Source organism: Bacillus sp. B4EP4a (assembly GCF_006680105.1).
Classification (GTDB): domain Bacteria; phylum Bacillota; class Bacilli; order Bacillales; family DSM-1321; genus Peribacillus; species Peribacillus simplex_E.
In genome coordinates, this window is the sequence record NZ_VHIK01000002.1 from 1 (window position 1) to 20459 (window position 20459).

The window sequence follows — 20459 nt, forward strand, 5'->3', positions numbered from 1 at the left end:
GGTTTTATATGTTGGAGTATTTATTCTCCTAAAGGCATGACATTAATGAGTCTAGGAAAATCAAATATAAATTTTTATGTTAGTTTGTGCTCGTTCACATTAAATGTTATTTTAAATTACATTTTAATTAAAAATTTTGAAATGATTGGTGGAGCGATTGCAAATTCATTGGTTTATTTTATCACAATCTTTATTAATGCATTCCTATTTAAAAAAGTAATGAAAAGAAAATAAATTTGAAGAAGCTAAAGGAGTGTTTTAAATGTAGATTCAACCAAAATAAAGAAGAGTATTCCCAGAATGGAGTAGATTATGAAATTTTTAATATTACTACTTTTGTTATCAACTTTATATACATCGATTATTTTTTTATATTCAAGTAAAAAGTATACCTTATTAAATGGGGGCATTCTTTTTACAGTTTTTTTTACCTTTAGTTCAAATCTTGGAATTAATGTCGTGATTTTTAACAAACCTATCTACGTGTCCTTACTAACTTTTATTAATGTTACAATAATATGGGCGTTTTTTACTATTTCGGTTATTAAAAAGCAGAAAAATATTAAAATGAAATATGATTTTTCTTACAAAGGAAAAATCATAAAGTTTATAATATTATTGTTTTTTCTGATGATAATTTCTTTATTATTACAATTATTATACTCGGAAATTTATAATTACATTTTGTTTTTCAATAATTTAAACCTATTAATAGATTTATTATTGGTAGGTATAGTTATTTATATATTAAGTAAAAACGGTCTAAAGCTAAAACAAATAATAATAGCGATTGTTATATTATCAATAATTAACTCAGTAATAGGTTTCTTGCAGTATATTTTTAATGCTTCTTTTTTATTATTTTCTAACAAGTCGGATATTATTTACACAGAAGGGAGAAATTTAACAAAAAGGGCTATAGGTATAGTAGGTGCCAGTAATGGAGCTGGAAACCTTGCAGCTATTTTTATGCCTATACTTATATTATATTTTTATAAGTACAATAAAATAATAGGGTTTATTGCTATTATTTTTAATTTAATTTTCTGTATTTTAACTATAACAAGGATAGGATATTTAGCGATTCTAATTGAAGTGATTCTTTGTTTTATTATTATCAGGTCAAAGGATAAATTACATGTCGCTCTAAAAATCTTTTTTGCTACTTTTCTTCTAGGAATATTCAGTTTAATAATTTATTTCTTTTTTGATAATATTTATAAAGTTTTATTTATTGATAGAGGAGCTACGCACTTATCACGCTTTTATCAGTTTGAAAATGTTAAATTAATTCTTTCTGATCTACCTTTGCTCGGAATAGGGGCAGGGCAGTATACCTTTTCTTTGTTTGCGAATTTTCATATCCAGGATATAGTAATTCACTCTCAGTTATTAAATGTACTGGTTGAACAAGGAATATTTAATTTCATCTGTTTTATAACCTTATTAGTTTATATAGCATTCAGGGGTTTTAAAAAAATAAACCAGAAATGGTTTATACCAATATTATTGATTGGATTTTTAATTGTATCTAATTTTAATCCAAATCAATATTATTCTATCCCGAATTTCATCTTTTTTATTATGTTATATAGTGCGGTATTTTTAGAAGATTAAATAGGTTTTCAGGGTATAAGGATAAAAAAATCCTTGTTATAAAAAAGCCCCTTGTGTTTTTAATTCTAACTAGATAGAGAAATTAAAGTTTAAAAGATACCAATCGTCGTTTTTTTAGCAGTTTGATAAATTGAGTTTCGTAATAATAATGTCTCTTAGCTAAAAGTATTTGATCAACTTATCAAATTGTAGGTGATATTTTTAAAACCTATCCCTTTCTGCTTACGATATTTTAACAATATTACGTTAATCCATCTAAAATTAAAAATAACAAAATGATAGAAGGAATATAGATGAAAAAAAATTTATTAATAATATCTGATTATATTGAAGGGGAACCAGTTGTTGCTTCTGTTAGATATGCAGAATTAATGAAAGAAATAAAGGGGAATTTTAATCTGTATGTAGTAAATAATATTAACTTTGGAGCAATGGATAGTATTTATTCCATAAAAAATTATAAGTTTACTACATTTGAAACCAATTATTCATCTTCTTTAGAGGACCATTCAAACAAAAAAAGGAAATTAAGTTCTTTTTTACGGAAACCGTTTATATTAAAAATTTGGAGAAATTTAAAATTAAGCAAAACTCTTTTTTATAAAAAAAATAAGCTCTTTTTAAAAAGTTTGGAAAATGATATCTCTGTAAACAATATTAATTGTGTTTTCGTTACAGTGCCAGATGTATACGGATTATATATATTAAAGTATATAAAGAAAAAATACCCTACTATTCCAGTTGTGGTTGAAATTAGAGATATCTTAAATCATTCGATTGGGATTGGTAATCCTAGGCGAGTATATGCTAAGGCAGAAACAATTTTATTAGAAAACGCTGATAAATTAATTGCATTGTCTGAGGGGATAAAGAAATATTATAGTAATTTAATAAACAATAAAACAGTTGATTTGAAATTAATAAGGAATGGCTATGACTATAAAAAATTTATTGATTGTGAATTTAATCCAGAATTTGTAACGAAAAAACAAATAATCTTTTCTCATATTGGATCGATATATAAAGGGAGGAATATTACGGATCTAATAAAAGCATTAGACAAGTATTCTGAGTATGCTAATAAAGAAATAGTCTTAAATATAGTTGGAGTACTGGATAATGAAGCTGTAACAGATTTAAGTAATATAAATAGAAATAGAGTTAAAATAAATATATTAGGTACCAAGCCTCATGAGGAAGCAATCGAAATATTAAAAAAATCGGATATTGCTGTTATTCTTACTCATAAAAAGGGAAGTGACTATGCTATACCAGGTAAAACTTTTGAATATATTGGTTCATGTAAACCTATATTAGCTGTAACAGAAGATAAAGAATTAATTAAATTAATTGAGCCTAAGTATGGCGTGGCTGCGAAGCATAATGTGGGTTCAATTGTCCAAGCATTATCGGAAATTATGAAAAAAAGTTATGACTTTTCAGATAGGAAAAAATATTCTCGCGAACAACAAGCTATGGATATAACAAACGTTATTAATACTGCTATTAATGATTTTGAGAAGGATGTTAAAATATGAATGTTTTGCATTATTCATTAGGTTTACCTCCTTATAGAACTGGGGGGCTTACAAAATATTCTGTTGATTTAATGAATCACCAAGTAAAAAAAGGATACAAGGTTTTTTTGCTTTTTCCAGGTAATTACAATATTAGTAAAAAAACATCAATCGCTGCAGGAACGGGAACCCAAGGATTAAAAGTTTTTGAAATTGTAAATCCATTGCCCATTCCTCTTTTGGGTGGTATTGGTAATCCAGAAAAATTCATGAAAAATGTCTATCCTAAGAATATTTATAGTTCTTTCTTAAAGAAAGTAAATCCAGATATAATTCATATTCATACTCTAATGGGAATTCATAAGGAATTTTTTCTGGCTGCGAAGGACTTAAAGATAAAAATGGTGTTTTCTACCCATGACTACTATGGAATTTGCCCTAAGGTGAATTTGATAGATTCAAATGGGAATGTCTGTTTGGATAATGATGGAGGACGCAAGTGTGTTACATGTAACCAAAATGCTTATAGCTTACCATTAATATATTTTATGCAATCAAAAACGTATCGTACTTTTAAAGATAATAAATTGGTTAAGGAATTAAGAAGAAGAAAAAATGAAATTATAAATGAAAAAATATCTGAAGAATTATTGCAAAGTGAGAAGGTTGATTTAGTATTAGCCACAAAATTCACTAATTTAAGAAAATATTATTTTGAGATTTTTCATCTCATAGATTATTTCCATTTTAATAGTGAAGTCACGAAGCATGAATTCAGGAAATTTTTAGATATTGAAGGTACCGTCTTACCAATTTCACATAATAATATTTTTGATAATAGAAAAAAGAAAACTTACAATAATGATACACCTCTAAAGATTAGTTTTTTAGGTCCAACAGAAAAATATAAGGGTTTTCCTCTTCTTCGTGAGTCAGTTAGTAGATTGTTAAGGCGCGACCAAAAGAACTGGAAATTGAATGTGTATGGTAACAATAATAAGATAGCACTAGATCAAGCTGAACAAGATCATATAACCTTTCATGGTCGATATCATTATGATGAAATGGAAAATATATTCGATAATACAGATGTTTTAATTGTTCCTAGTATTTGTAAAGAAACTTTTGGATTTATTGGGTTAGAAGCTTTATCCTATGGAGTACCGATAATAGTATCAGATCATGTAGGATGTAAAGATATAATAAGGGATGGGGAAACGGGAGTGATCTTTAACCCTGAAACGAACGAGCTTGAGACAATTTTAGAAAAGTTAATAAATGATAGAAATATTCTTAAAAAAATGAACGATTATATTAATAATGATGATTTTCCATATGCTCTTGAAAAACATGCGAGAGATATAGAAACTTTATATAAAGAAGTTTTAGGAGTTTTGGTATGAAAAATATATTTGTCATAGGTTCTAAAGGTATTCCGGCTAAGTACGGTGGATTTGAAACATTTGTAGAGTATTTAACAGCACGTAAGGTAAATAATAATATCATGTATCATGTTTCATGTTTAGGTGAAGATAATAGTGAATTCTATCATAACAAAGCACGCTGTTTTAATGTGAAGGTACCCAAAGTTGGAAGCGCTAGAGCGGTACTATATGATATTTTAAGTTTACAAGAAAGTATTCGTTATATTAAGGAGAATCAGCTTAAGAACTGTATTGTATATATTTTAGCTTGCCGAATTGGTCCTTTCTTTTCATATTATAAAAAGCAGTTAGATAAACTTGGGGCACAAGTTTTTGTGAATCCTGATGGACACGAATGGAAACGAAGTAAATGGAATTACTGGGTAAAGCGCTATTGGAAGATATCTGAAAAATTAATGGTGAAAAATGCAGATTTATTAGTCTGTGACTCTATAGGGATAGAGAGTTATATACATACCGATTATGCAGCATTTAAACCTAAAACAACATTTATTGCTTACGGTGCTGATATTACCCCGTCTATTTTGAGTAATGAGGATAAACAACTTTTCGATTGGTATGAAAGGCATCAAATTCAGTCTAAAGAGTATTATTTAGTTGTTGGACGATTTGTTCCTGAAAACAATTATGAATTAATGATAAAAGAGTTTATGAATTCCTCGTCTACAAAAGATTTTATTCTAATTGCTAATGTTGAGGAAAATGCTTTTTATGAACAGCTGAAACAAACAACCAACTTTGAAAAAGATCATCGTATAAAGTTTGTGGGAACGGTTTATAATCAAGAGTTACTTAAAAAAATAAGAGAAAATGCTTATGGATATTTCCATGGTCATGAAGTGGGTGGGACAAATCCTTCACTTTTAGAAGCATTGGCTTCTACAAATTTAAATTTACTTTTGGATGTTGTATTCAATAAAGAAGTTGGAAAAGATGGAGCTGTTTATTTTTCTAAAGAAACAAATTCACTTACTAATTTAATTAAAGAAGTGGAGAATTATACTCCAATTCAGATTGAGAACCTAGGTAAAGCAGCTAAGGAAAGAATAAGAAAAGAATACTCATGGGATAAAATTGTTAATGAATATGAAACTTTATTTTCAAAAAATTAAACCTTGCTGTATAAAGCAAGGTTTCTTATGGAGTGAGAACTATGCTAAATAAAAAACTTAAGGTAATGACTGTATTTGGTACAAGACCAGAAGCTATAAAAATGGCTCCTCTAGTATTAGAATTAGAAAAATATAAGGAACAAATAGAATCAGTTGTAGTTGTTACAGCACAACATAGGGAAATGTTAGATCAGGTTTTAGATATATTTAAGATAAAGCCTCATTACGATTTAAATATTATGAAAGCTAACCAAACCCTAGTTGATATTACAACAAGGGGATTAGACGGATTGAATAAAGTCATACAAGAAGTCAAGCCAGATTTAGTATTGGTTCATGGAGACACTACGACAACATTTATTGCTAGTTTGGCTGCATTTTATAATCAAATAGCTATTGGGCACGTAGAAGCAGGTTTACGCACAGGGAATATGTTATCTCCCTATCCAGAAGAAGCTAATCGTCAATTGACAGGTGTTTTAGCTGATTTACATTTTGCGCCAACTAAAAAAGCTGCTTCGAATCTTATAAAAGAAAATAAGAAAGAGAAAAATGTCTATGTGACTGGTAATACGGCTATCGATGCTCTACAAACGACTATATTAGATGACTATAGTCATCCTATTTTGGATTCTATCGGTGACAAAAGATTAATCTTAGTTACAGCTCATCGCAGAGAAAATTTGGGTGAACCTATGAGAAATATTTTCAAAGCTATTAAGAGAATAGTTGATTGCCACGAAAATACAATAGTAGTATATCCTGTTCATATGAATCCTATTGTTCAAAAAATCGCAAATGAAATCCTTGGGGAACATCCCCGTATTCATTTAATAGATCCGCTCGATGTAATTGATTTTCATAATTTTGCATCCAAAGCATACTTAATTATGACTGATTCGGGTGGTGTTCAAGAAGAAGCTCCCTCATTAGGTGTACCTGTGCTGGTTCTTAGAGATACAACTGAAAGACCAGAAGGAATAGAGGCTGGAACATTAAAATTAGCTGGAACAGATGAAAATGTGATATTCAATTTAGCTAATAAGTTGTTAATAGACAAAGTCGCATATGACAAGATGGCTCAATCATCAAATCCATATGGAGATGGTGAGGCATCAAGTAGAATAGTAGAAGGGATTTTACATCACTTTGGTCTAAATGATAAAAAACCATTAGATTTTCATACAACTGAGGCGATAAAAATATGAAAGGAATTATATTAGCAGGTGGAAGTGGTACACGCCTTTATCCTATAACTAAGTCGATATCAAAACAATTAATTCCGGTTTACGATAAACCAATGATTTATTATCCGTTATCTGTATTAATGCTTGCAGGTATTCGGGATATATTAATCATATCAACACCAGAAGATACGCCTAGATTTGAGCAACTGTTGGGTGATGGTAAAGAATTGGGGATCGAATTAAGTTATGCTATCCAGCCTTCACCAGATGGGTTAGCACAGGCCTTTATCATAGGAGAAGATTTCATTGGTGATGAATCGGTTGCTCTAGTTCTAGGTGATAATATTTTCTATGGGCACGGTTTTACGAAAGTTTTGGAACGAGTAGCCAGTCAAAAAAAAGGAGCGACTGTATTTGGCTACAATGTTAAAGATCCAGAGCGCTTTGGAGTTGTTGAATTTGATGAAAATGGGAAGGCGGTTTCTATTGAAGAAAAACCGCAAACTCCAAAATCAACCTATGCCGTAACAGGACTATATTTTTATGATAACGATGTAGTTGAAATAGCTAAATCTATTAAACCTTCTGAACGGGGCGAATTGGAAATTACAGCTGTGAATGAGGAATATTTACGGAGAGGTAAGCTTCAAGTAGAGTTAATGGGCCGTGGTTTTGCATGGTTAGATACAGGGACTCATGAATCTTTATTAGAAGCTTCTACTTTTATAGAAACGATAGAAAAACGGCAAAGTTTAAAGGTTGCTTGTTTAGAAGAGATTGCATATCGAAAAGGATATATTTCAAGAGATCAACTCATAAAGTTGGCTGAACCCTTAAAGAAAAATGAATACGGGAAATATATGATGCGCTTAGCTGAGCAAGTATTAATCGATAAAAATTTAGTGGGTGCAAAATCATGAATATTACTAAAACCAAATTAAATGGTGTAATGGTGATTGAACCAAAAATTTTTGGTGATCACCGTGGGTGGTTTACTGAAACTTATAATGAAGAGAACTTTAAAAAGGCTGGTATAGACACGGTTTTTATACAAGATAATCATTCATTTTCTGCCACAAAAGGAACGCTACGAGGATTACATTATCAAAAGGATCCAAAAGCACAAACAAAGCTTGTCCGTTGTACTAAAGGTTCAATCTTTGATGTAGCAATTGATATTCGAAAAGAAAGCCCTACCTATGGTGAGTGGTATGGAGTAGAGCTTAGTGAAGAAAATAAAAAACAATTATTAGTTCCAAAAGGATTTGCTCATGGGTTTATGACTTTGACAGACAATGTAGAAGTTCAGTATAAGGTAGACGAACTTTATTCACCAGAGCATGATCGAGGGATTATTTGGAGTGACCCTGAAATCGGTATTGAATGGCCGATGGATATTAAACCTGTGTTATCTGCTAAAGATGAAAATGCTCCGTTATTAAAGGATGCTGAAAATAATTTTGTGAGTGGAGAATAAGCCATGAAAGTATTAGTAACTGGTTATAGTGGACAACTTGGTTTTGATGTGGTCAAGGAAGGTAATTATAGAGGGCTGGAGATGTATGGTACCAGCTCTTGTGATTTAGATATCACTGATAAAGAATGCGTATCTAAATATGTTACAGAATTAAAACCGGAAGCTATTATTCACTGTGCTGCATACACAGCCGTAGATAAAGCGGAAGATGATAAAGAAAGATGTTATGATGTTAACGTAAATGGCACAAGGTTCCTGGCAGAAGCCGCAAAAGAGATAGGAGCTAAATTTGTTTATATTAGCACGGATTATGTGTTGGATGGGCAGGGAAATGATCCATTTAAAGAAACTGATTCCCCGAATCCTATTGGTTATTATGGTTTAACCAAATTTGAAGGGGAGAAAATCGTACAATCTCTCTTGGAAAATTATTTTATTGTGCGGATTTCTTGGGTTTTTGGTGCTAATGGAAATAATTTTATTAAAACTATGCTTAAATTATCTGAGTCGCGGGATGAATTAAATGTAGTAGGTGATCAATTTGGTTCTCCTACCTATACTTATGATTTGTCTTGTCTGTTATTGGATATGATTCAAACAAATCGTTTTGGAATCTACCATGCTTCAAATGATGGTTTTTGTAGCTGGGCAGAATTTGCTCGAGAAATCTTTAAATACGCAAATAAAAGAGTAAAGGTAAACTCGATTACTACTGAAGAATATCCAACTAGGGCAGTACGGCCTAAAAATTCAAGAATGTCTAAGCAAAAGTTAATAGACAGTGGATTTGTTGCTTTACCTAAATGGGAAGATGCTTTAAACCGGTATATAGAAGAGCTAAATCAAGAGGTGAATTGATATGAAGAAACAAAAGATGCTAGTGACAGGCGGAGCAGGATTCATTGGCGGGAATTTTGTTCAATTTATGGTAAATAAGTATCCGAATTATGATATTTACAACTTAGATTCATTAACTTATGCAGGGGATTTAACGAAGCACCAGGAGATAGAAAATAAACCAAACTATCATTTTGTTAAAGCAGACATTGCGGATCGTAAGTCAATCATGTCTTTGTTCGAGCGAGTGAAGTTTGATTATGTCGTTCATTTTGCAGCTGAAAGCCATGTGGATCGATCTATAACGAATCCGGAGATCTTTGTTTTGACAAATGTACTAGGCACACAAGTATTATTAGATGCAGCAAAGGAAAATAAGATTACTAAATTTGTTCATGTATCGACAGATGAAGTATACGGAGAATTAGATTTTGACCCTAATACTTTCTTTACAGAAGATACACCGTTACAACCGAATAGCCCATACAGTGCAAGTAAGGCATCTTCTGATTTATTAGTCCGGTCATATTACGAAACCTTCCAATTGCCGGTTAATATTACTCGCTGCTCGAATAACTATGGTCCATATCATTTTCCTGAAAAATTAATACCATTGACTATTTCCCGGGTAGTAAATGACCAAAAGGTACCTGTTTACGGTGATGGAAAAAACATCCGTGACTGGTTGCATGTTTTTGATCATTGTACAGCAATTGACTTAGTTCTTCATAAAGGTATGAATGGTGAAGTATATAATGTTGGTGGTCATAACGAGCGGACCAATTTAGAAGTGGTTAAAACTATAATTAATACTCTCGGTAAATCGGAAGACTTAATAGAGTTTGTACAAGATCGTCTTGGTCATGATAAACGATATGCAATAGATCCTACTAAATTAGAAAAATTAGGTTGGAAACCAACTTATAATTTTGAGACAGGTATTAAACAAACAATTCAGTGGTTCCTTGATAATAAAGAATGGTGGGACACAATTATTAGTGGGGAATACCAAACGTATTTTGACAAACAGTATATGAGTTAATGATACTTATTAATAGCAATCTTTGTAAAAATTATGTCCCTTTAAAAAATGCAAAAAGCTGCGAACTTACTATTAAGTATAATACAGTAAGTAGAAAATTGAACTAAGTTCACAAGAAAAAATTGAAGGAGTAGATAATGGAAAACAGGTGTAATCTAGATTTGGATTTCATTCCTAAAGAATTGAAATTATTACTTGAAATTATGAAGACTGAAAATGAAGATAGATATGTGCCATTCTTAGTTGAAACGTATAAGAATATTGATTGGAAGTTATTCCTTCAATTAGCCATGCATCATCGTGTTTATCCAGTCATTTATTCAAAATTAAAGAATTTAAATGAAAATGTTATACCTAAAAGTGTTATTGAAACTCTGTACCAAGAATACAGGAAAAACATTTTTCAAATGCTTGGATTATGTAGAGAAATGGAACAAGTAAGTAAATTATTTACTGAAAATCGTATCGCTGTACTTTTTTTAAAGGGACCAGTAATTGCAGCAGATATTTATGATGATATTTCTTTAAGAACCTCTAAGGATTTAGATATATTAATCCCAATAAATTGTCTTGAAAAAGCAGAAAAACTTCTTCTGAATTGTGGATACGAAAAAAAGGTAAATCCATTTATATTGAATGAATGGAAATGGAAGAGTCACCACATGGTTTATTTCCATCCTCAAAGGAATATCCAACTGGAAATTCATTGGAGGTTACAACCTCGGCCTTGGAGCGAACCATCATTTTCCGAATTGTGGGAAAGAAGAAGAGTCAGTACTATAACAACCTATCCGGTTCATTTTTTAGGAAAAGAGGATTTATTTTTATATCTTGTTTCTCATGGTGCTCGTCATGCTTGGTTTCGTCTACGTTGGTTGCTTGATATCGACAAATTGTTAGGAAAAGGGATTGATTTTGACAAAACTAATTTACTCTTGAAGAAATACAATAATATCCATATAGTAGGACAAGCACTTATATTAGCTTCGCAGCTTTTAAAAACTCCAATTTATGATGAAATGAAAACATCAAAAGTAAGAAATCGTTCAAAGCAACTAGCCCAAATGGCAATATTTTTCATGAAGGATATGTTACCTTTAGAGACTATCATGTTAACTAATGAATATGAGCGATATCAATTTTCATTAAAGTCATCAAATTTACATAAAATTTATCCCATTTTATTGTTATTTTATCCCACTATTGCGGATGCAGAGACATTGAGATTGCCTAAATCCATTCATTTTTTATATTTTCCGTTTCGTCCTTTTTTGTGGGCCTGGAGAACGGCAACGAAGTATACAAAATCATATAGGAAGTAATAATAGTTTCTTAGACACATTTTAGTTAAGTCCTTACAAATGTATTTGAGGATCTGTCCGTCTCGGAACGTGAGAATAGAAGAAATATAATAATAAATTAAAGAAGTCTATTGTAGACTAAATAACTCATGTAATTCGGAAAAAAAATAAGCGGAGAATATATGGCATATCAGTAGTAACTATTAATTAAATAGGTTTTAAAGCAGGAAGTCGATATAATTTAAAAAGCTATGTCCATATTCGCGAAAAGGTAACCGTGAGAGATCTTACCGAAATTATTGAAGAACACAAGAATCAGTATCCAATATCCAATATCCAATATCCCAAATAGAAAAGCTATGTAAGGTATTTAAAATCTCAGGAAGAAGCCATTATCAGTCCCTTTTATAGTCGTATCAATTCGCGAGCAAAAAACAAAGAACAACGATGGAATATTAGCTCATTTACCTTGAAAGCAAGGGGCGTTATGGTGTCAAAAGGTACAAGAAATCTTTTTAACCAAAGGGAATTCCCTAATATCGTCCCTTTCCATCATAATTTAAGGTTATTCAATTAGATAATTAGCTTAAACGAGACTTCTCTAGTCTATAATAGAAGTACGGAAGTAGATATAATATATATCACGACGGATGGTGTTATTTAGCTTCATTATTAGTTTTCATTCTAAGAAAATTGTAGGATTTTCTTTTTTCGTTATATGCGACAGAACTGTTCTTAATAGATAATAACGCACACCCTTCATTAGAGCCCATCAGAGGGCTTAGTTCTCATATTGATCTTAGCTCACAATATACAAGTAGAGTTACTCAACATATATTTCACGTTAAGAATAGAATAGACTTAGTAGGTCTACTCCTTATATGCCCATTGTTCATGATGATTAATATATTATAACTGCAAACAAATTCAGCTTCTGTTTCAAGAATGGAGAGATAATCTTTAAGTGTATGCTAAATAATAGCAACCAATGATATCACTAAAAAAACTATTGGTCTCAATAAAAGAATCTTATCAATCTGTAACATATAATAACTTCAAAACAATGTTGGTTATTGATTGTTAATAAAATGGCTTTAGTTCAAGAAAAACAATAAAAGTGAATGCTCACGATTATCAGATAAGATGCACACTTTTGTAATAATAATCATCATCCGTATGCACGGCATCCATTGGGATATGGGGGAGTTCTAAGACAATAAAACTGCTTTCTCGCTTTCCGAACGAGTACTAGGATGCTCATAACATTTATCCGTTGTCTCACCGATCCGATCAACACTTTTTGTGAAAATTATTAAAGTACGACACTTTGACTAAATAAAATGGGAGTAGACTTAAAAAAAATTAACTTATTATGAGAGGGATATATAATGAAACGACGAAACTTACTGAAAAATAGTTTGCTTTTTCTATTTGCTTTTATATTTGGTTATTCAGTAAAAAAGGAAGGTGAAAACATGTTGTTACAACGAATTGATCTGACAAAGGTTAAAGATAAAGACGGAAAGTGGGCTTCTCTTACTGATGTTTTAGCAGAACAGTCTGCGGATACAGCGGCCTTGCAGAGAAAGCAAAAAAATATATTTGTCGACGTAGTGGAGGACTTTGGAGCTGATCCAACAGGAGTAAAAGATAGCACGACTGCATTTAATGCAGCGGTCACTTTTGTAGCTGGTAAAGGCGGAGGAGAAATTCATTTACCTTTTGGAATCTACAAAGGAGATATAACAGTTTCAACCTCTAATATCACAATAAGCGGAAATGGGAGTTTGAAGGGAACCCTAAAGCTACACGGATTAGATAGGTCTGAAATGAGTAGGTACTCAGGCACAGGTGGGATTACGGTTAAAGGACTGAATTTTTTAGGTGAAGAACTAAGGAATGCTATTACATTAAAGTGGGTATTCGGTGTAGATATTCAAAATTGTACTTTCAATAATTGTGTTAAAGCCATTAGTTTCGAACCCATACCAAGGGGGCAACATTGTTCGCGTATCAATATTTCTAGTAATAGATTTATTGATTGTAACTATAGTGTGTTTATAAACTATGTTAAAACTGTTAAAGGTGAAGTAGCATATCTTGTCGGAGATGTAACCTTTAATAATAATTTTTGCGAAGCTAGAAACATCAAAACGCCTTTTAGTAACATTTATAACCTTCATATGAAGGGAATCGATGGACTGATTTGTAAAGGGAATACCTTCTTCTTTAACCCATCTTCAAAAGTAAGAAAAAGCAATATTTATATAGAACTATTTAATTGGACAATTATTGAAGGGAATAATTTCTTCGAAGCAGTTGAGCATGGTGTATATTGCAAAGATGGCAGTAACCTTACGATAAAGAATAATAATGTTGCTTGGAGTAAAAAAGAATCGATTCGGTTAGATGATATTAGGACTTGTACCATTGGTGAGAATAACCTTACATTTAAAGATGACAGTGTTAATATTAAGAATCGTACAGGAATACTTGTTGAAAATTCACCTTCTTTTGTAGGAGCGATAGTTGGTAACACTATATATTTCCCAAACGAACATGCAATAAAAATCGTGGGAAGCTCTCACATGACAATTGCAAATAACGTGTCCCGTAATAAGTACTCTAAAATTGAACCAATAAAAATAGACTTTACTAACAGTGGGAGTATTAATGTAACAGGTAACACTATGACTGGATTTGCTATCAGCATGGCAAAGGTGGTAGCACAACGCCCTAGTTCTTCAACCGTAACATTTGCAAATAACAATGATGGTACTAATAACTATATGGTTCAAGGTGTTTTCTCACCTGCTTTTAGTTCTTTTAAAAACAACTCGAACACCATTGATATTTCTAATATAAATCTTGGTGTATTTGTAAATACCGAAGTAACAACTGTAAATTCTATTAAAATCGATGATTTGAACGATACAATAGTTAGGTTTGTAACTCTATACACGTATAACGGAAATACATCTATTTCACGATCTATTCCCAATGTCTTAATTAAAGGAACCACGGGTATTGTAAATATCCCAACTGGAGAAAGTATATTATTAATGATTTACGGTGGGTCTATAAGAGAGGTTTCAAGGAGCTTCCCGGTAACATAGTTAGCAGTTGGGTAATCCATAAAATTAAACAAAGTCGAGAATACTTTACAAATTTTAAACAAAGAAAGAAAATCAATTGTTATAAAGATAAATAGAGATATGAGAAATTTTTCAATAATATAAGGTATACCTACATAACTTTCCTTAGATATGACAATTGGAATCATTATCAATTGGGGAAATGAGGTAATAATATATAACAGTATAAATCGGTATTTTACGAATTACCCTAGCAGTAACAATAGAGTCACACTCTAATTGTAGCACCTCCTAGCTGTCAGCATCGGTTCTAGGTTGTAACTTTTGAGATTCTGTTGAGGGACTATAGGGGGAATTATGGTAAGTACAACTTCACCTCGTAAAAATGGATTTATAAATGCTCTATAATTATAATTCTTGAACTGTGTTACTGTAACAACAGGTGTACTTTCTTTTAATCTGACTGATTCTGCAACTGCTGTCCTTCCTGCTAATCTGTAGCATAAAATACTTGCCGATTCTGGGTACCTTAATTGATACTCTATTCTGTCACTCCTCGACTAACTTCATGTATATTGAGTAAATTCTTTTGCGATAATTCAGCTTGCTAGACTGATACGTTCGCAATTTTAGTGAAATCCTATATAGCAGTGTTATCGGCAAAAATACTATACGAGCTGATGTATATGATAATTTTCTTTGAAATTCATTTATGCTCCTTCTATGAACCCAGTACTCCAAGTATACAATAGCGAACGCTTAAGATCCGTCCAATGAGTAAGCTGTTGTATCGCTTCTGTACTGCACCTAACCAACCAATACTTCAGCAAACATATTATTTGCTCGTTCCGTGTTAGAATGTCAAATGGAGTTCCTACAAAATTTTTAACTGGCTGTTTTCCAAGTTATATAGCTGAATTTTAATTGTTATTCCTTTGTTTTCTTGTTAGCGAATAGATACAACTATTTAAAGGGATTGATAATGACTATTTCTCGAGAATTTTAATTCTTGGATTCCTCGATAAATTGGGTGAAATCTGTCTCGGTTACTTTCTCAAGAATATGGGAATAACCTTTTTTGGGATAAACCAATGTTTTCCTTCTATATGCAGCTAATTCCTTCTGAGTCATGGACTCTTCTTCTAAACCTATAAGTTACTTCTGACAAACCATATTTGTTTCTAAAGCCTCTTCAAAGATTACTCAAGTGATAAAAATTTACATTGGTCTTTTTGAATTCGTTATTATATTTTCTTACATGTATTATAACGTTTCAAGACGAACACATTCTTTCAAGTGTAAACACTTTATAAGGTTTTTATATACGGGTTAAATAGGTGTTGACATAGGCATAAATAGGTGGTAATTTTAGCTTATGTAATTCGTTATAAAGAACAACTTGTTCTTACGAAAGTCCGTATGAAAAAGTATTTATTCCTACGTTGAGGAAGAAACAATTAAAAAATTAGATCAAATAATATGGTTATTCTTTAGAAGAATTTAAAATTATTGTTTATTATCATTGAAGATAATGATATTTCAATTAAAGATAGAAATAAATTACTTAATATTAGCTAGTTGCTTGAGTCTATGAGGAAAGGATGAATATAATTGCCTCTATTACAAATGAAAGAAATATGGACACCTTTAAAGTTAGTTGGGGTGAAATTTTTTAAATCAGATGATAGAAGTATTTTCATCAAAGTTTTTAACCAACATCGAAAGAAGATATTGTAATTATTCACATATTAAAACAATCAGGGGGAAAACATGAGTGCTATAGCCGGTATTTATCATTTTAATGAAGAGCCTATGAATCTTCAACATTGCCATAATTTGATGACGGCTTTACAAAAGTACCCTGCTGATTCTATCCAAATGTGGCATACAGAAAAGATTTTTCTCGGTTGTCATGCTCAATGGATCACGCCTGAATCTGTTGGAGAGCAGCTCCCGCTTTATGATTTTGAAAGGCGATGTACGATTACTGCTGATGCCATTATTGATAATCGTGATGAGTTATTCCAGAGGTTACAAATTAAGCCATCCAACCAAAAGGACATGACGGATAGTGAACTGATTCTACTTTCCTACTATAAGTGGGGTGAAGATGCTCCAAAATTCTTAGTAGGGGATTTTGCTTTTGCCATTTGGGACGAAAAGAAACAGAAGTTGTTTGGGGCAAGGGATTTTTCTGGTAGCAGAACCCTTTATTATCATCAAAACTATCAGAAATTTGCCTTTTGCACGACTATAGATCCACTTTTATCATTACCTTTTATTGAAAAAAAGTTAAATGAGCAGTGGCTTGCTGAGTATTTGGCAGTATCGGGAATGATTGATGCAGTAGATTCTTCATTAACGCCGTATACAACCATAAATCAGATACCACCATCTCATAGCTTAATAATAGAAAATAATAGGGTAACTTTAAAACGATATTCCTATTTAACTCAAGGGGATAAGTTAAAACTTAAATCTAATGAAGATTACATAGAAGCATTTCAAAGTGTCTTCCAGGAAGCTGTTACATCTAGATTAAGGACACATCGAAAAGTTGGTGCCCAGTTAAGTGGTGGGTTGGATTCTGGGGCTGTTGTTGGCTTTGCTGTGAATAAATTGCAGCGGGAAAGTACTGCACTACATACATATAGTTATATTCCTCCCGAAGATTTTAAAGATTTTACTCCTAAATACTTATTGGCTGATGAGCGGCCTTTCATCAAATCGACGGTAGGACATGTTGGTGGCATTATTGATCATTATTGTGACTTTAAGTGGAAAGACTCCTATTCTGAAATGGAAGACTTTCTCGACATCATGGAGATGCCCTATAAGTTTTTTGAAAATTCTTTCTGGTTGAAAGGGATGTTTGAAAAAGCGAATGAGGATGACATAGGTGTTTTACTTAATGGAGATAGAGGGAACTTTTCAATTTCCTGGGGATTCCCCTTAGAGTATTACTCCCTTCTATTAAAAAGGCTAAAGTGGGTTCGACTCTATCAAGAGTTGGAACAATATAGGAATAATGTTGGCGGATCTAGATTGCGAAAGGTGAAAACCATTGCAAGAATCGGATTCCCAATCATTGATCGGATCTTTCCGGAAGGTGTGCCATATAAAATTCCTTCATTAATCAATCCAAGATTTGCAGAAGGAACAGGGGTATATGACAGATTTAAAGAATTTGGCATGGATGAAACAGGCTGGTATTCGAATTCTGATATTTTTAATGAAAGAAAAAAGCATTTTGAAGATATCTTTCAATGGAATGCAGGAAATACGCTTTCCACAAAGCTCTCCTTACGATACAAGTTGTGGAAGCGAGATCCGACGAATGATATCCGTGTTATTCGCTTTTGTTTATCACTACCGGAAAGTCAATATGTACAGAATGGGATGGATCGTGCCCTGATTCGAAATGCTACAGTGAATGTCTTACCCGATAAAGTAAGGCTAAATCAACGGTACAGGGGGGTGCAAGGAGCAGATTGGATTCACCGTATGCTTCCTAAATGGGGTGTGTTCATAGAGGAGATAGAGCAGCTTAGCACGGATGATAAAGCTCTGGAATTCCTGGATGGTCAAGCGATAAAGAATGCATTAGTAACGATTAAAAAAGGAACTGGACCTGAACTTGCTACGAATCCTGACCATAAATTCCTAATGCGGAGTTTAATTGTGTACCGATTTTTAAAACGATTCAATTAAAAGGAGGTGAATACTATGAAAAAGGAATGGAAAAAACCTGAATTAGAAATTCTTGATGTTAATCAAACAATGCTTGGAACTGAAGGGGAATTTACAGATGCTGCTTTCCCATCACACACACCTAAAGGTGACTTAACTTTCAGTTAAACTTTTTACTTTACGCAACAAAGTCTGTTAGGATTCCCCTAAGCCCCTATTTATCCAGTTAATAGGGGTATGACTTCAATAATAACAAAGTATTAAACATTATACCTGTCTAATTAAGAGTCGTTATTTATGTTCGGGGGTATTTATATGATCGGTATCAAAACAAAGACTGTATATGAAGCGTATGGTTTAACGGTTTCAAGTGATATGGCTTTGCCTGAATTGCTTCCTATTAATATAGTGGATGATAAAACGGATATTGCTATCGAAAAAGCTGATCTCCATGCATTATGGTCTGAGCATTCAGTTCCTGAAGATGATTTTGTCATTAAGAAAGACTGGATTATGTTCCAAGTTTCCAAGACGGCCATTTTCTTGATCCAAAGCGGTAATAGAATAGAGTTTTGTCCAATTGATGCGGCACAAGAAGATGAGATTCGACTTTATATCCTTGGAACATGCATGGGTGCCATTTTGATGCAAAGAAAAATCCTTCCTATACATGGAAGTGCGGTAGCCATAGATGGAAAGGCATATGCGATCGTTGGTGATTCTGGTGCTGGGAAATCCACTCTTGCTTCAGCTTTTTTAAAAAGAGGCTATAAGCTCATGAGTGATGATGTCATACCAGTAACACTAAATGATGAAAATATCCCAATTGTAACACCTTCATATCCACAACAAAAATTATGGCTGGAGAGCTTAAATCATTTTGAAATGGATTCAAATAACTATCAGCCACTCATTGTGAGAGAAGATAAATTCGCTGTTCCTGTTCAAGATCAGTTTATTACCGAACAACTCCCGCTTGCTGGTGTATTTGAGTTAATCAAGGGCGAAAATGCCGAGATAGAAATTAAGCCAATACCATCTCTTCAAAGATTTTATAAATTGTATCATCATACATACCGCAATTTTTTTATCCAAAGATCTGGATTGATGGACTGGCATTTTAATACTTCTGCCAAAATGATTAAGAAAATTGAGTTTTTCCAACTACGTAGACCAACGAATCGTTTCACGGCTCCGGACTTATCCGAAATAATTTTGCATGCATTAAAAAGGGAGGAAAGTGTACATGGATATTAATCAACTTGATACAAAAAATCTATATAGCCAAAGTCCAGGAAACATAGTAAGTGACATGGATGGGGAAAAGGTTATGTTAAGCGTTTCTAACGGAAAATATTATAATTTAGGTGAACTGGGCGGGGAAATTTGGGAGTTAATGAAGGAACCCATTACGATTCAAGAGTTAGTTACAACATTACAGTCACAATACAATGTCGATCAAACCGATTGTAAAGAGCATGTCACGGACTTTTTAAGTCAATTGTTAGCACAAGGCTTAGTCAGCATCCATTCCTAGTATCATGAATCTTTAGTCTAGGAGGCTAAAACAATGAATATCGTTAAGAAAGCTCAGACTTTTCTTCAATTAAACTTCAAGACAAAGCTGCTGTATATCGAAGCCTTTTTACATTTAGGCAGGGCCCGCTATCTTAAAAGCATTTCCTTTTCAAAAGTTGCTCCAACACTTGGTGAACAGATGAAAGAGTCATCATATGAATTGAATGCAGCGGATAAAGAGATTTTAGCAAATGTATCGCGGGCTATAAATATTATGAGCCGCTACACGATATGGGAAAGCCAGTGTCTTGTAAAGGCAATGGCGGCTATGAAGATGCTGGATAAACGAAAGATTGATAGCACTCTTTATTTAGGTACAGCCAAAGATGAGAATGGAGGGCTCATTGCACATGCTTGGCTGCGCAGTGGACCTTTTTATATAACCGGAGCTGAAGTGATGGATAGGTTCACTGTTGTTTCTAAGTTCTCTAAAGAGAACGTGATTAAGGGTCTGAAAGAACAAGAGTCTAGTTAATCTGAAAACATTCTATTTGAACTAAATAAACCCTCCAAGGTTTATTCTAGGTGTCCACGCATCACCACCCCACCCTACTATCTTCA

Annotated in this window: 17 protein-coding genes and 1 pseudogene; 17 read left to right on the forward strand and 1 reads right to left on the reverse strand. The window is 32.6% G+C overall.

Translation table 11 applies throughout. The features are described 5' to 3' along the window. The 12 genes and pseudogenes from FNK51_RS00270 to FNK51_RS00325 all read left to right on the forward strand — a co-directional run. A pseudogene (locus FNK51_RS00270) lies at positions 1 to 234 on the forward strand (polysaccharide biosynthesis C-terminal domain-containing protein); the annotation flags it as partial. Positions 235 to 312: 78 nt separating this feature from the next. After that, positions 313 to 1617, forward strand: coding sequence for an O-antigen ligase family protein (locus FNK51_RS00275; RefSeq protein WP_141992099.1), 1305 nt, complete (start codon positions 313 to 315; stop codon positions 1615 to 1617). Between the two features lie 293 nt (positions 1618 to 1910). Next, complete coding sequence (locus tag FNK51_RS00280; RefSeq protein WP_141992100.1) at positions 1911 to 3155, forward strand: glycosyltransferase; 1245 nt, start codon at positions 1911 to 1913, stop codon at positions 3153 to 3155. Next, a complete protein-coding gene (locus FNK51_RS00285; protein ID WP_141992101.1) occupies positions 3152 to 4537 on the forward strand; it encodes a glycosyltransferase in 1386 nt (461 codons plus the stop codon). The genes FNK51_RS00280 and FNK51_RS00285 overlap by 4 nt, the downstream gene beginning before the upstream one ends. Beyond that, positions 4534 to 5691: a beta 1-4 rhamnosyltransferase Cps2T gene (gene cps2T, locus FNK51_RS00290; RefSeq protein WP_141992102.1), complete on the forward strand. Its 1158-nt coding sequence runs from the start codon at positions 4534 to 4536 to the stop codon at positions 5689 to 5691. The genes FNK51_RS00285 and cps2T overlap by 4 nt, the downstream gene beginning before the upstream one ends. 41 nt (positions 5692 to 5732) lie before the next feature. Beyond that, positions 5733 to 6899: a non-hydrolyzing UDP-N-acetylglucosamine 2-epimerase gene (gene wecB / locus FNK51_RS00295; protein ID WP_141992103.1), complete on the forward strand. Its 1167-nt coding sequence runs from the start codon at positions 5733 to 5735 to the stop codon at positions 6897 to 6899. Further along, a complete protein-coding gene (gene rfbA / locus FNK51_RS00300) occupies positions 6896 to 7798 on the forward strand; it encodes a glucose-1-phosphate thymidylyltransferase RfbA (protein WP_141992104.1) in 903 nt (300 codons plus the stop codon). The genes wecB and rfbA overlap by 4 nt, the downstream gene beginning before the upstream one ends. Then, the gene (gene rfbC / locus FNK51_RS00305) at positions 7795 to 8355 is read left to right on the forward strand and encodes a dTDP-4-dehydrorhamnose 3,5-epimerase (RefSeq protein ID WP_141992105.1); all 561 of its coding nucleotides are present in this window, start codon (positions 7795 to 7797) and stop codon (positions 8353 to 8355) included. Before rfbA ends, rfbC begins: the two co-directional genes overlap by 4 nt. Positions 8356 to 8358: 3 nt before the next feature. After that, positions 8359 to 9213, forward strand: a complete 855-nt coding sequence (gene rfbD, locus FNK51_RS00310; RefSeq protein WP_141992106.1) for a dTDP-4-dehydrorhamnose reductase — start codon at positions 8359 to 8361, stop codon at positions 9211 to 9213. Between the two features lies 1 nt (position 9214). Then, complete coding sequence (gene rfbB / locus FNK51_RS00315; RefSeq protein ID WP_141992107.1) at positions 9215 to 10234, forward strand: dTDP-glucose 4,6-dehydratase; 1020 nt, start codon at positions 9215 to 9217, stop codon at positions 10232 to 10234. Between the two features lie 137 nt (positions 10235 to 10371). Continuing rightward, positions 10372 to 11556: a nucleotidyltransferase domain-containing protein gene (locus FNK51_RS00320; protein WP_141992108.1), complete on the forward strand. Its 1185-nt coding sequence runs from the start codon at positions 10372 to 10374 to the stop codon at positions 11554 to 11556. A gap of 1367 nt (positions 11557 to 12923) precedes the next feature. Further along, on the forward strand, positions 12924 to 14651 hold the full coding sequence (locus FNK51_RS00325; RefSeq protein WP_141992109.1) for a right-handed parallel beta-helix repeat-containing protein: 1728 nt from the start codon (positions 12924 to 12926) through the stop codon (positions 14649 to 14651). A 981-nt stretch (positions 14652 to 15632) separates the two neighbouring features. Here FNK51_RS00325 and FNK51_RS27025 read toward each other — a convergent pair. Then, entirely contained in the window at positions 15633 to 15761 is a 129-nt protein-coding gene (locus FNK51_RS27025; RefSeq protein ID WP_286178535.1) for a hypothetical protein, read from the reverse strand. 639 nt (positions 15762 to 16400) lie between these two features. On the opposite strand from FNK51_RS27025, the gene FNK51_RS00330 reads away from it, so the two are divergent. From FNK51_RS00330 to FNK51_RS00350, 5 genes are all read left to right on the forward strand, one after another. Further along, complete coding sequence (locus FNK51_RS00330) at positions 16401 to 18341, forward strand: lasso peptide isopeptide bond-forming cyclase (protein WP_141992110.1); 1941 nt, start codon at positions 16401 to 16403, stop codon at positions 18339 to 18341. Between the two features lie 15 nt (positions 18342 to 18356). Next, positions 18357 to 18488: a paeninodin family lasso peptide gene (locus FNK51_RS00335; RefSeq protein ID WP_141992111.1), complete on the forward strand. Its 132-nt coding sequence runs from the start codon at positions 18357 to 18359 to the stop codon at positions 18486 to 18488. Between the two features lie 147 nt (positions 18489 to 18635). Continuing rightward, positions 18636 to 19577 (forward strand): HPr kinase/phosphorylase, encoded by a 942-nt coding sequence (locus FNK51_RS00340; protein WP_141992112.1) that lies wholly within the window; start codon positions 18636 to 18638, stop codon positions 19575 to 19577. After that, positions 19567 to 19857 (forward strand): lasso peptide biosynthesis PqqD family chaperone, encoded by a 291-nt coding sequence (locus FNK51_RS00345; RefSeq protein ID WP_141992113.1) that lies wholly within the window; start codon positions 19567 to 19569, stop codon positions 19855 to 19857. The genes FNK51_RS00340 and FNK51_RS00345 overlap by 11 nt, the downstream gene beginning before the upstream one ends. Positions 19858 to 19890: 33 nt before the next feature. Further along, a complete protein-coding gene (locus FNK51_RS00350) occupies positions 19891 to 20373 on the forward strand; it encodes a lasso peptide biosynthesis B2 protein (protein ID WP_141992114.1) in 483 nt (160 codons plus the stop codon). Positions 20374 to 20459 lie beyond the last annotated feature (86 nt).